At 42.3% G+C, this 13,327-nt stretch carries 11 protein-coding genes; 4 read left to right on the top strand and 7 right to left on the bottom strand.

Annotation, left to right across the window (positions count from 1 at the left end; all coding sequences use genetic code 11):
• Positions 1 to 33 precede the first annotated feature (33 nt).
• Positions 34 to 1,338 (top strand): sensor histidine kinase, encoded by a 1,305-nt coding sequence (locus tag BP74_RS00160; protein WP_496369815.1) that lies wholly within the window; start codon positions 34 to 36, stop codon positions 1,336 to 1,338.
• A gap of 325 nt (positions 1,339 to 1,663) precedes the next feature.
• On the opposite strand, the gene BP74_RS00155 is transcribed toward BP74_RS00160, so the two are convergent.
• Positions 1,664 to 2,005, bottom strand: a complete 342-nt coding sequence (locus BP74_RS00155) for a hypothetical protein (RefSeq protein ID WP_496369813.1) — start codon at positions 2,003 to 2,005, stop codon at positions 1,664 to 1,666.
• Between the two features lie 233 nt (positions 2,006 to 2,238).
• Here BP74_RS00155 and BP74_RS00150 point away from each other — a divergent pair, with 233 nt between their 5' ends.
• The 3 genes from BP74_RS00150 (at position 2,239) to BP74_RS00140 (ending at position 3,884) form a co-directional block, all read left to right on the top strand.
• A complete protein-coding gene (locus tag BP74_RS00150; protein ID WP_496369812.1) occupies positions 2,239 to 2,574 on the top strand; it encodes a hypothetical protein in 336 nt (111 codons plus the stop codon).
• A gap of 418 nt (positions 2,575 to 2,992) precedes the next feature.
• Positions 2,993 to 3,337, top strand: coding sequence for a hypothetical protein (locus BP74_RS00145; protein ID WP_496369811.1), 345 nt, complete (start codon positions 2,993 to 2,995; stop codon positions 3,335 to 3,337).
• Between the two features lie 145 nt (positions 3,338 to 3,482).
• A complete protein-coding gene (locus BP74_RS00140) occupies positions 3,483 to 3,884 on the top strand; it encodes a hypothetical protein (protein ID WP_496369810.1) in 402 nt (133 codons plus the stop codon).
• Positions 3,885 to 4,306: 422 nt separating this feature from the next.
• Here the strand turns inward: BP74_RS00140 and BP74_RS00135 are convergent, their stop codons facing one another.
• The 6 genes from BP74_RS00135 to gyrA form a co-directional block, all read right to left on the bottom strand.
• Positions 4,307 to 5,020, bottom strand: a complete 714-nt coding sequence (locus BP74_RS00135) for an MIP/aquaporin family protein (protein WP_496369809.1) — start codon at positions 5,018 to 5,020, stop codon at positions 4,307 to 4,309.
• Between the two features lie 15 nt (positions 5,021 to 5,035).
• On the bottom strand, positions 5,036 to 6,535 hold the full coding sequence (gene glpK / locus BP74_RS00130) for a glycerol kinase GlpK (protein ID WP_496369808.1): 1,500 nt from the start codon (positions 6,533 to 6,535) through the stop codon (positions 5,036 to 5,038).
• Between the two features lie 105 nt (positions 6,536 to 6,640).
• Complete coding sequence (locus BP74_RS00125) at positions 6,641 to 7,558, bottom strand: glycerophosphodiester phosphodiesterase family protein (RefSeq protein ID WP_496369807.1); 918 nt, start codon at positions 7,556 to 7,558, stop codon at positions 6,641 to 6,643.
• Between the two features lie 16 nt (positions 7,559 to 7,574).
• Positions 7,575 to 9,182 (bottom strand): glycerol-3-phosphate dehydrogenase/oxidase, encoded by a 1,608-nt coding sequence (locus BP74_RS00120; protein ID WP_496369806.1) that lies wholly within the window; start codon positions 9,180 to 9,182, stop codon positions 7,575 to 7,577.
• Between the two features lie 137 nt (positions 9,183 to 9,319).
• Positions 9,320 to 10,573: a hypothetical protein gene (locus BP74_RS00115; RefSeq protein WP_496369804.1), complete on the bottom strand. Its 1,254-nt coding sequence runs from the start codon at positions 10,571 to 10,573 to the stop codon at positions 9,320 to 9,322.
• 19 nt (positions 10,574 to 10,592) lie between these two features.
• Complete coding sequence (gene gyrA / locus BP74_RS00110) at positions 10,593 to 13,187, bottom strand: DNA gyrase subunit A (RefSeq protein ID WP_496369802.1); 2,595 nt, start codon at positions 13,185 to 13,187, stop codon at positions 10,593 to 10,595.
• Between the last annotated feature and the right edge of the window lie 140 nt (positions 13,188 to 13,327).

The raw sequence follows: 13,327 nt of genomic DNA, 5'->3' as shown, positions 1-13,327 counted from the left end.
TAAAACCGGCAATTCATATTAACGGAGGGCTTAATGGAAATACAGAGATCTGAAGAGACAGAATATAAGCGGCCTGTGAAGATACTGGCTGTTGATGACAGGGAGGACAACTTGTTGTCAATAGAAACCATACTGGAGCAGGAAGATTATACTGTGGTTAAAGCCACTTCAGGCAGGGCTGCCCTGAAGATCCTACTGACGCAGCAGGATTTTACCCTGATACTGATGGATGTGCAGATGCCGGATATGAATGGTTTTGAAACAGCCTCCCTCATATACGAAAGGGAAAAACTGCGGCACATTCCCATCATTTTCATTACCGCCCACAACCAGGGCGAGGAAAGGATGTATGAAGGTTATAAAATGGGTGGTGTGGATTTCATATACAAACCCATAAACCCTGAGCTGCTCCGTTATAAAGTGAGTGTGTTCGTGGAGTTATACCAGAAAACGCATCAACTGATCAATCATGAACAAAACCTGGTAGCGGCAAACAAAAAACTGGAAAAAGAGATCGAAGAACGCAGGGTTTCGGAGGAAAAAGTAAAATTGCTCAACCAGCAACTGGTTCTAAATAACCAGCAACTGAAGAATACGATCGAAGAACTTGACCGGTTTGCCTATGTAGCTTCACATGATCTACAGGAGCCATTGCGTAAGATATTGGTATTCAGCGATAAGATTCAGACAAAGTACCATAATGTGATTGACCAGGAAATGGACAGGAACCTGGCCAAGATCGTTAAGGCATCTGAGCGTATGCAATTGTTGATCAATGACCTGTTGCGGTTTTCGAGGAATAGTTCCAATAGCGAGGATTTCTCCTCAATTAACCTGGAGCAATTGATATCCGAGGTTTTAAATGATATGGAGGTGGATATTGAGCGCAATGAGGCCCAGGTGAAAATCGATCATTTGCCAGAGATATGGGGAATTTCCAGCCAGATGCGTCAATTGTTTCAAAACCTAGTCAGTAATTCTCTCAAGTTCCGGAAAAAGGAATTGCCGCCGGTCATTCATATTTATTCAGAGCCCCATATATCGTTAAATGGCCAGGAAATGGATTTTGGCCGCATTGTCATCCAGGATAATGGAATTGGTTTTGACCCGAAATTCGCCGAGGATATTTTTACGGTTTTTAAGCGTCTGCACAGTTACCACGAATTTGAAGGCAGTGGTGTTGGTTTATCCATTTGTAAAAAGATCGTGGAAAGACATAATGGTCAAATTTCTGCGGCCAGCAATATTGGCGTAGGTGCCAAATTCATAATTGATCTGCCCGTAGCTTCTGCAGATCTTGTCAATTCTTCCAGGTTGGAAAATATCAAGTCTGATTAGGGTAATCATCAAACCAATCATGTTTGTTTGATTTTGGAAATTCTTTGAGATCCAGGCTACGCCTGTGTTTTCTGGTTTTACTTTTTGCCTATAATTAAGCGTTATTTTATACAGGTTAGCAGGTTTTCGTATGTTATCTCAAAACGAAAACCCGTGTCGCAGGAGTGCGAGCAAGAAGCATGGCTTGTAAAGTTTGATGAACTAACTAAGCCTGTTGCTAATCGTTTAGATGAATATTGCAATGAGGTATCTACACTTGCAGACACGGCAAAACGATTAGACAATAAAGGGGTGAGCGTTGATTGTAGATTTCGTATTGACCTGCCTAAACTACATCAATACCTTTTGGACGGTACAAATCAATAAGGTTTCTCAAGCAATTATTATAGTCATCTAAGGCGAAATCTACTTTACTTGGGTTTTTTGCAATGTATTCAGCTAAGATTTTTTTAGCCGATTCTATAAACTCATAAAAGCACTTGTAATATAGTTTGGTGTATTCTGCTAATACTTGTTCGGTTGGCTTATCTATTTGAGGCGAAAAAAATCTTAAATCATAGGTTGCAGATAACAGGGCATTGTCTAACTCGTTTATTAGGTTCATTGTGTGGATGGGCAGCTTTGGCTTTTTGTGCGCCTGTTTAGCATAACGACTAATTATAGGCAAGCCGCCTTCGAATTTAAACGATTTTCGACACACTACAAATTTGTTCCAAACTGTGTTCTCGAAAATCGTTTAAATTCGAAGGCGGCATAAACGACCCTTATAATTTCATGTATCTATATTTGCCTATAATTTATATTATGTTAAATGCGCCCTACGGCACAATGGCTATGCTATAAAAAAATATTTCGCTATGCTTCCCTGAATCGTGCTACGATATGTATATTCATTGCATTATGTTCGCTAACGAAGAATCGGTATTGCAATATTTCTATGAACACGGTGAAGTATTAAATATTTATCAGCTTGAAGAAAAGTTTGATAATAGCCCCCGTGAAGAAATTTTAGAAATTGTAACTGCTTTAGAGAAGAAAAATTATGTCAAGTATTTAGATTCGGCATTGTGGGCTATTACTGACATTGGGGATATGTATTACAAATCCCGCATCAATCTTTTAAATGTAACAAAACCGCCAACTAAAGCGCAAAAGATAATTACCGCTATACTCATTGGATTATTCGTAACCGTAGCGGGCGGTTTACTTCTTTTGTGGTTTACTAAATATTTTTAAGCCGGGGCTGCGCTTTTGCGGTGGGAAGCAAAAGCCCCTAAACTCCTTCACTCCTTTGGAGTGATTATTCAACCCTATCGGGTTGATGCTCCGCCGTTATGAAATAATTTTTTAAGCTGCCTTCCACACAAAACCAAACGCAAATAACATAATATAGAGTTATCGTTTTCGCTTACGAGAACTAAAGTATTATTGCGTGATGGCGTGCGCCAATTAAAAGGATTTTTTGAACCTATAAATCCGCTCTTTTGCGTGTTCAAAAAATCCTTATAATTGGCGCACGCACGCTACACCGATAACTTGATTTTATGTTAAATAGGCGTACCACACAGAGACTTCCCGTTTTTTTATTTTTTTGGCTATGCTTCCCTGAATCGTGCTATGATTAGTAAATTCATTGCTTAACCAAAACATTGTTATGAAAGTTTCTCCTAAGAAACTAGATAAAGTTCTTTTCTATTTTGATTCAATGCCAGACGCTATACAAAAATGTAAGCCTATACAAGAGGCGTTAAAAATGGATAAACAAACTTTCGATTCAGTGTTATCTAAACTTGATAATGATGGCTTCTTTGGCAATGTTTGCAGAATTGAAGAAGAAGATGGATATTTTGCCGTTTACTTCAATGATAAGGGAAGATCATTTGCAGCTACTACTTCTTACACAAAAGAGCATTGGAAAGAATGGCCAAAAAGAAATTGGCTTTGGATTATTTTACTTACAGCTACAATTGGTTATATATTAAAAAAGGTATTCGGCTAACAACCATCCTGCCGTAATACCTATAGTTGCTAAAGCAATAATATTTGATTTGTATCCAACTAACTCCCAATCAATTTTTGATTTAAACAATTCAAAGCGGCATTGCCGCTTTTTTTATGCCCGCTCCTTTAGTATCTTGATTGCTATGACACCTGAAGAAGAACAAGATTTACTTATTTTAGAAATATTAATAAAGAATAGAACAAGAGAGGATGCGGAAGAAAGATTAGAAGCCGTTTTAGGAGCTGGAACCCATGCCATATTGGTGAATCTACAAAACAGAGGTTACGCTAATGCTATTGGTGCCCGAATTACCACTGCGGGAGAAATATGGTTTAATTTATTGCAGGCTAAAAAGCAAAAAGAAAAGGCCGGAAGTGCCCCAAGTAAGAAAACAATTATCTATGATATTGTAAAAATAGTGCTTGCTGCTTTGCTTGGCTTTATTATCCGTGTAGCCACAGAGCCAAAAGATACCCAATTATCAAACCAAAACAAACATTCCCAAGATTTGCCCAAAAAAATTGATACTGTTCGAAAGAAATAAGAGGCTTCTTCACTCATTGATTAATCTGTGTTTTTCAGCACAGCTTCATCATTCAGAGAAAATGGGAGACAATGGCAGCCCTACCACCTTCCCACTTATGGCTGGATTATACACCTATCGGTGAGGACTCTAATTTAACATTGAACCCCTGATGCCATCATTAAGATTATCGCACATAGGTAAAGGCCAATAGCAACAATAATTGTAAGCAAGGTTATGGAGACAACAAGATTGAGGGCAAACTTTCTATTAGCATCCTTTCTGTCATCAATCTCAATACTGTTTTTAGCAATCTTATAATATTGGATTGTTTTGCGTGGACTAAATCCCCAAATTGCTAATACAAGTATGATCAGAGCGATTATAATAATCATTGAAGCAAATTACGGCACTAATTTATAGTCATCCTTAGATTATAGAAATCAAAGCTTACTGATCACATGAAAAACAACAGCTCCCAGGAAAGCTCCTATGATGGGACCAACAATGGGAATCCAGCTATAGCCCCAATCACTTGTTCCTTTATTTTTCATAGGCAAAATGGCATGCATGATGCGCGGACCGAGATCCCTGGCTGGATTGATGGCATAACCGGTTGTTCCGCCCAGGCTCAACCCTATTCCCAATACCAATAGCGCTACAGGCAATGCATCTAAAGCACCAAGGCTATTGTCAGGCGAAGCCATATACAGTACACTGATCACCAGGATGAATGTTCCAACGATCTCGCTGATCAAATTATGTGTAGTATTCCTGATGGCCGGTATGGTTGCAAAGCATGCCAGCTTTGATGCCTTGTCTTCCGTTGCATTAAAGTGTAACTGGTAGGTAAGCCATACGATAAAAGCTCCTGACATGGCACCTGCAAATTGACCTCCCAGGTAAAGAGGAATTTTATCAATATTGATCTTACCCAGGTAAGCAAATGCCAAAGTGATGGCAGGATTCAAATGGGCGCCACTTGTTTTAGCGGCAACAAAAACACCTACAAATACTGCTATGGCCCAGCCAAATGTTATCACGATCCAGCCGCCATTATTCCCTTTGGTCTTGTTAAGTACTACGTTCGCTACCACTCCATTACCTAAAATAATGAGCAGTGCAGTTCCAATGAGTTCAGATATAAATATAGACATACGAATGTTTGTTGATTATTGTTCCAGTTCGCCCCAGACCTGTGCTGCCTTTACGGCGGTGTGCCATTTCAGAATTTGTTTTTGACGCTTGCCTGTTTCAATGGCTGGCTCAAAAGTTTTTTCTTCCTTCCAGTACTGTTCTATTTCCGAAAGGTCTTCCCAAAGCCCGATGGCAAGGCCGGCCAGGTACGCGGCACCTGCTGCCGTGGTCTCCGTGATCTTTGGACGAACCACGGAGCAGCCCAGCATATCGCTTTGAAACTGCATCAACAGGTCATTCACTGTAGCCCCGCCATCTACCCGTATCTGCCTGATAGGAATAGCCGCATCGGCATTCATTGCCTGGAGCACATCCATGGTTTGAAAGGCAATGCTTTCTATGGAGGCACGGGCAATATGTGCAGCTGTTGTACCTCGTGTAATGCCCATCATCGTACCCCGCGCATGCTGGTTCCAGTAAGGAGCACCCAGGCCGGCAAATGAAGGCACAAAATAAACGCCTCCATTGTCTTCAACGGAAGCGGCCAGTTTTTCCACTTCAGCGGATGTTTTGATAATTCCGAGACCATCACGCAACCATTGCACCACTGCACCGGCAATGAATACTCCTCCTTCCAATGCATAGGTGGTTGTGTCTCCTATTTTCCAGGCTATGGTAGTAAGCAGGTTATTTTTGGATAAGATGGGCTGTGTACCTGTATTCATTAACATGAAACAACCGGTGCCATAAGTGTTTTTCACCATACCGGCCTGCGTGCACATTTGTCCAAACAAGGCTGCCTGCTGATCGCCTGCTATGCCACTAATGCGAATGTTGGTACCCGTTAGTACCTGGTCAGTATAACCGTAGATCTCACTGCTGGAGCGTACCTCGGGAAGAATGGCAGCAGGAATATCAAAGAGTTTCAGCATCTCTTCATCCCACTGCAGTGAATTGATATTATACAACATGGTACGGGATGCATTGGTAACATCCGTTGCATGTACTTTTCCATTTGTAAGCTTGAATAATAACCATGCGTCTACAGTACCAAAACAGAGTTCTCCCCTGTTTGCTTTTGCTCTTGCACCTTCCACATTATCCAGTATCCACTTGACCTTTGTGGCAGAAAAATATGCATCCGGGATCAGGCCTGTTCTTTTTTGAATATCTTCTGCATGGCCCTGCCTTTTCAGCTCATCGCAATAAGATGCCGTTCTCCTGTCCTGCCATACGATGGCTTTATGTATTGGCTGATGTGAGGCACGGTCCCAAACTACCGTTGTTTCCCGTTGGTTGGTAATGCCAATAGCGGCGATATCCTGCGTAGAGAGTCCGGCTTTCACCACCGCTTCAGCTGCTACACCTAATTGTGTATACCAGATCTCGTTGGCATCATGCTCCACCCAACCCGGCTCAGGGAAAAACTGGGTGAACTCTTTTTGTGCAACAGACACTACTTCTCCCTGTTTGTTAAATACGATGGCTCTTGAACTGGTAGTTCCCTGGTCAAATGATAAGATGAATTTCGACATGGCCTTGCTTATAAATTTATAATAGTACGTTCTTATTTCAACATATTGAATTCAATACCTTGATTTCCGGAAACATGAAAATGTAAAAACAATTATTAGCATGAATTATTTTAATTGCTGAAACAGGTCGGGGTAATCAGTTATAATTCCGTCTACACCCATGTTTTTTAACAGTTGTATTTGCTCCAGGCTATTGATCGTCCATGGCACCAGTTTCATATGCTTGGAACGACATTCCTGCACCAGTTGCGGAGTGACCAATGAGAAATGTGGGCTATATACAAATGGGGTAAAGCCCAATTGCTGTAACTGTTCTTCCAGTGTACGTTTATCATAATCTTCAATCAATAAAGAAGTGGCAACGGAAGGGTATTTGCGGTGCATCACCTGTAAAGCCCTGGGATCAAAGGATTGAATGACTGTCCTTGCTTCTGTCCCTTTTTGCAAGATCACCTGCATGACCAGGTCAACAAATGATTCTACCGGTGGATGTTTTATCCCATCATTTTCCGGCTTAGACTTGATCTCGATATTATAGAACATGGCCTTACCCTTTTCATCACTATACTTCTCTGTCTCATCGAGGAGGTCTGACAACAATGGCTTGTGCACTTCCATTTTCTTTTGCCTGGGAAAAGCAGCAAACGGCTTTATACCCACATCATATTTCCGGATGCTATCGTAGGACATGCTATACAATAATCTTTCTACTGCTTCTGCCTTGGTCAATGTTCTTCCTTCTGGTGTTGTGGTTATGTTTTCATTGAAATAAGGATCGTGAGATACCACTACCTTATTGTCTTTGGTAATATGCGTATCCATTTCCAGTGTGGTCACATCCAGGTCAATTGCATTGAGCATGGCAGGAATGGTATTCTCAGGCATCAATCCCCTGCCCCCTCGGTGTGCTTCTTTATCGAAGGCTGGAAAAGCTATTGAAGTTTTACTATTTGAAGCATGCCTTGAAGCAGAACAGGATAAAGCCAGCAAGGCTGCGGCCATACCATATCCTGTAAGTTTCATTGCTGGTATTATATTATTATACTGCATTGCAATTATTTTCTTTCAACATATAGCGATTCGCGAGATCTGTATAGCTTGTGACCTGCTCATGGATCCAATTTTCATCCTTATACAATAGATTCGCTATGATCCTGGCCACAGCCGGTGCTATGCGAATACTTTCCCGCACGTCCAGCAACAGGGCCCGTGTTCTCCGGGCCAATACATCTTCAACTGTTCTTGCCATCTCGTGTAATACCGCCCAACGCACCTGCATTTCATGGATCTGTAGTTTTTCACTTAGCCAATGTACCGGGTTCCCATCCATTTGTTGATACATTACCTGTGCTTCACTTCCATAGAAATACAATGGATCATTCCAATTCGTTACCTCTGTGTATCCATGAATGTGCATCACTGAGGTAAGTGATTTCCGATGTTTCCACATCAACTCTTTTTCAATATGATCTATCAACTCCTCACCCATTTTGCGATAGGTGGTCCACTTCCCGCCGATTATTGTAAACAGTCCTGATGGTGATACTATAATCTTATGACTCCTTGAAATCTCTTTTGTTTTTTTCTGATTGCCTATTGGGGCGGCTAAAGGTCGCAAACCTGCAAATACACTGAGTACATCGCTTCGTTCAGGTTTCTTAATGAAATATCCGGCAGCGGTCTCCAGTATAAAATTGATCTCTTTTTCCAATGCCTGCGGTTCAAGGTTGACTTCTTCTACCGGAGTATCGGTGGTTCCAACTACAACTTTTCCATGCCAGGGTACGGCAAACAGTACCCGGCCGTCGCTGGTTTCAGGGATCATTAAAGCATGTGCTGATGGATAAAAAGATCTGTCCAATACAAGATGAACGCCCTGGCTTACACATATGATTTTGGAGCTTTGAGGATCGTCCATTTGAAGGATGTCATCAACAAAAACGCCAGTGGCATTTATCACTGCTTTTGACTTTACCCGGTAGCTTTTGCCTGTTTCAGTATCTCTTACCAAAACTCCATCTAACCTTCCATTCTTATCTTTAAGAAGACCTTCCACCCTTGCATAATTCATGGCCGATCCGCCATTTTCTATAATGGTTTGCATCAGGTTGATGGCAAGCCTTGAATCATCAAATTGTCCATCATGGTATAATACTCCTCCTAACAATCCTTCCTGTTTTATTCCAGGCAGGTATTCTATGGTCTTTTTCCGGGAAACAAAAACAGAGGGTCCGAGAGAGAGAAAGCCGGAAATCCAGTCATAGAACTTTAGTCCTAAGGTGTACTTGATCTTGTCCCAATAATTATATACAGGAATGATAAAGCTTAAATTTCTTACCAGGTGTGGTGCATTCCTGTACAAGCGCCCCCGCTCAATAGTGGCTTCCCTTACCAAACTAAAATTTCCCTGGGCCAGGTATCGTACACCGCCATGAACCAGCTTGGTGCTCCGGCTGGAAGTACCTTTGGCAAAGTCAGATTGTTCCACCAATAAAGTATTGTATCCCCTGGCTACAGCATCCAGGGCAGCACCAAGCCCTGTGGCTCCGCCGCCAATAACCAAAACATCCCAAAGGATAGATACATCAGCAAGCTTATTCAAAATTCTTTCCCGGTCAATAAGATCAAACTTTTTTACCTGGTTCATATACAAGCTTACTTAGCTGTATTGAAACTAAATAAAACCTGAACAATTACATAGGAAGAGGAATAAATTAATTTGATCAATAAAAAAGCAAAGCCTCCGACTGGAGGCTTTGCTTACATAAAGTGAATAACTGAATATTATAAGGTCTTCAATTTCTCCTGGTAGAAGGTTACTTTATCTGCCTGTTTTTTCCTTTGATGATAATCGATCAACTGGTTAATGATCTTGCGGTAGTTGGCTTTATCCTGTGCTTTTGTATGGGCATTATCCTGCGTGTACAGGTCAAATGCTTTTTGAGCGTAGGTATAAAACTCATCGTACTTCTTATCCGTTTTGGCTATCAGGTCAGCCTTCTTTGCCTTGTCTGCCGGGGTAGTTCCACGTACAGCTCTCAATGCATCATCAAGATCGTAGATCTGGTTGTAAATATGCTGTGCCATGATGTAGTTGGCGAAGGCTGATGATTGGAGACTGATAGCTTTTTCCAATGCCGATTGCAGCTTTTGCTGGCGGGCACTATAGTCTGCGGGTTTCTTATCATACGTATAGGTATAGTTGAAAAGTTCCGTTGCATAATCCAGTGCCAGTGGGAAGTTGTTGGGATACTTCTGTAGCATTTGCTCATAGCGGGTCAGCCTTTTCGTAGTATCGGTGGAAGGTATGTTACCATATTCCAGTGCTGTCCAATATCCCTCATCCGGAAATAACTCACGACCTAGAGCCAGGTATTTATCTGCCTTGGCAGCATCGTTCTTCTTGGCATAATATTCTGCCAGCAAACCATATACTTCCTTGTATTCCTTGTCCTTGATCTTAGCATTTGCCAGTTGTTCAAAATAAGGAACGGCTTCATCTTCTTTTTTTGCCAGGTAGGCAGAAGATGCTGTCAGGTTCACCAGTTGTGTATCAAGCGCCGGGAAGGAAAACCCATTATAGGAATACCCTTTTTTGGCTATGTATGTTTCAATGTCTAGCGCATTTTTCATCTGGTCGTACGCTGTCACATAATCCTTGCTGTTATAGCTTTTCACGCCTTTATTATAATAGAGGTCGTACAGGCTGAATAAACCAACATTCTGGTCAAGGACCATCATGGTATTCTTAGGCTCCAGTTCCTGGTACTTTTTGAAAGCTTCATAAGCTTCTTTTTTAGCATCATAGGTCAGGGTACCGGCGCTGTCCTGGCGGGCCAGTTCAGCATACACTTTGCCCTTGTAGTACCAGGCATTGGCATTTGTCTGGTTCTTGGGGTCCGCTAATACCTTGTCAATCTTTTCTTTTGCTTCGTCATATTTTCCCTTGCTGATCTTTTCCTGGACATCATCCAGCTTTTGTGCAAATACACTGCCGATGGATGAAGCAAGCAATACTGATAATAACAGTTTTCGCATTGTTTCTTGTTTTTAATATTTATGATTGAACGGGATTCTCTTCTTCAGATGGATTTTCCCCGGAATTGGTTGTTTCATCAGTTGAGGTTATTTCCGTAATGGCTTCATTTTCCTCAACAACTGCTTCCACTTCTTCCTGTTCGTCAACCTTTGTAATGGCTGCTATCTCATCTCCTTCATTTATCCGGATCAGTTTCACACCCTGTGTGGCGCGTCCCTGTTCCCTGATATCGGAGACTTTCATCCTGATCGTTACACCGCTTTTACAAGTGATCATCATGTCTTCTTTTTCACTCACGTCAACGATCCCTACCAGCCTGCCTGTCTTATCTGTAACACTGATGGTTTTTACACCTTTACCACCACGGTTGGTGATGCGGTATTCTTCCACAGGTGATCTTTTGCCAAATCCTTTTTCACTCACCACCATTACTGTCCTGTCAGGCGTGCTTGGATTTACACAAATCATACCAACTACTTCATCCGATGCATCATCCACCTCGATACCCGCAACACCTATAGCTCCCCTGCCTGTTGGACGAACCTTTGTTTCAGGGAAACGAATGGCACGACCAGAAGCAACGGCCAGCATGATCTCACAATTACCATCGGTTAGTTTGGCTTCCAGTAATTGGTCGCCTTCCACAATGGTGATGGCATTGACACCAGTCTGCCTTGGACGGCTGAAATCTGCCAGTGCGGTTTTCTTGATCACCCCTTTCTTGGTGCAAAGAACAATATAATGGTTGTTGACAAAGTCCACATCCTGCAGGTCTGCAATATCTATGATAGCCCTGATCTTGTCATCAGGGGCTATTTGCAATAAATTCTGAATGGCCCTGCCCTTGCTGTTCTTTTCTCCTTCCGGGATCTGGTATACATTCAACCAGTAACATCTTCCTTTTTCAGTAAAGAAGATCATGGTATGGTGGGTGGACGCTACAAACAGGTGCTCTATATAATCTTCTTCCCTGGTCTTACCACCAACAGCTCCCCTGCCACCTCTTCTCTGTGATCTGAACTCAGTGGCCGAAGTACGTTTGATATATCCCAAATGAGAAATTGTGATGACCACATCTTCTTCCTTGATAAGATCTTTAATGCTCATCTCATTGTCAAGGAAGGTGATGTCTGTTTTGCGGGCATCGCCGAATTTATCTTTTACTTCTTTAAGCTCTGTTTTAATAATGTCAAAACGCATTCCTTCATTTGCCAGGATCTCCTTCAGGTGTGTGATCAGTTTCATCAGGTCATCATATTCCTGTTTGATCTTATCCCTTTCCATGCCTGTCAAACGTTGTAAACGCAATTCAAGGATAGCCTTGGCCTGTATCTCATCAAGTCCCCATCCTGCATTAATCAGGTTTTCCTTAGCTACATCTGGCGTAGCGGAGGCACGGATCAAAGCAATGACCTCGTCAAGGTGATCGAGTGCAATCAGGTAACCCTGTAAAATATGTGCTCTTTTTTCGGCTTCTCTTAATTCGTATTTAGTACGGCGCACTACAACCTCGTGGCGAAATTCAATGAACTCGCTGATCATTTCCTTAAGGTTCAGCAGGCGCGGGCGACCCTTTACAATGGCAACGTTGTTAATACCATAGCTGGTTTGCAATTCAGTGAACTTGAATAACTGGTTCACCACCAGGTTGGCCACGGCATCCCTTTTCAGGTCAACCACGATACGGGTTCCTTCTTTGTTATTCGATTCATTGTTGATATGCGCAACACCTTCAATGATCTTTTCATTGACTAACTGGCCAATGCGGTCGCAAAGTGCATCACGGTTTACCTGGTATGGTACTTCCGTAATAATGATCTGCTCCCGGCCACTTGGCTTTGTATCTATATGCAATTTTCCTCTTAATACCACTCTTCCCCTACCGAAATGGAAACCAGCCTTGATGCCCTCCATTCCATAAATGGTACCACCCGTTGGAAAATCCGGGGCTTTCACATATTGCATCAATTCATCAATAGTGATCTCGCGGTTGTCAATAAAGGTAACACAACCATCAATGACCTCGCTCAGGTTGTGAGGCATCATGTTCGTTGCCATACCAACAGCGATACCGCTGGAACCATTCAGCAATAATTGTGGAATGCGGGTTGGAAGAACGGTGGGTTCTTCCAGTGAATCATCAAAGTTGAACTGGAAGTCTACTGTTTCCTTATCGATATCCTGCAACATGGCTTCAGCCATACGCTGCATTCTTACCTCTGTATATCGCATGGCCGCGGGACCATCACCATCCTGGCTTCCAAAGTTACCCTGGCCATCAACAAGGGTATATCGCATGCTCCATTCCTGTGCCATACGTACCATGGCATCATAAACGGAGGAGTCGCCGTGAGGGTGGTACTTACCCAACACCTCACCCACAATACGGGCTGATTTCTTGTGGGCACGATTATGAGCCATTCCCAGCTCATTCATGGCAAAAAGGATACGGCGGTGTACGGGTTTCAACCCATCCCTTACATCAGGCAAGGCCCGCCCCACGATCACTGACATGGAATAGTCAATGTAGGCGGTTTTCATTTGCTCTTCGATGTTTACGGGAATGATACGGTTGAAATCATTTGTTTGTTGCGGTTGAATATTTTCTTCCATTCTTGGGACTTGTTATGTGCAATTTTTAAGGTCAGCAAATGTACCGTTTTTAGCCCTAAGAACCTGATGAGCTGAGGTATTTTAAGGACATATTACCACCATCTTCTTAAGATTGTATACATATTCCCTGTTTGGGCTTC

This window comes from Flavisolibacter ginsengiterrae DSM 18136 (genome assembly GCF_059568575.1).
The sequence above is the reverse complement of the archived record's forward strand: the minus strand, read 5'-3'. Positions and strand labels throughout refer to the sequence as shown.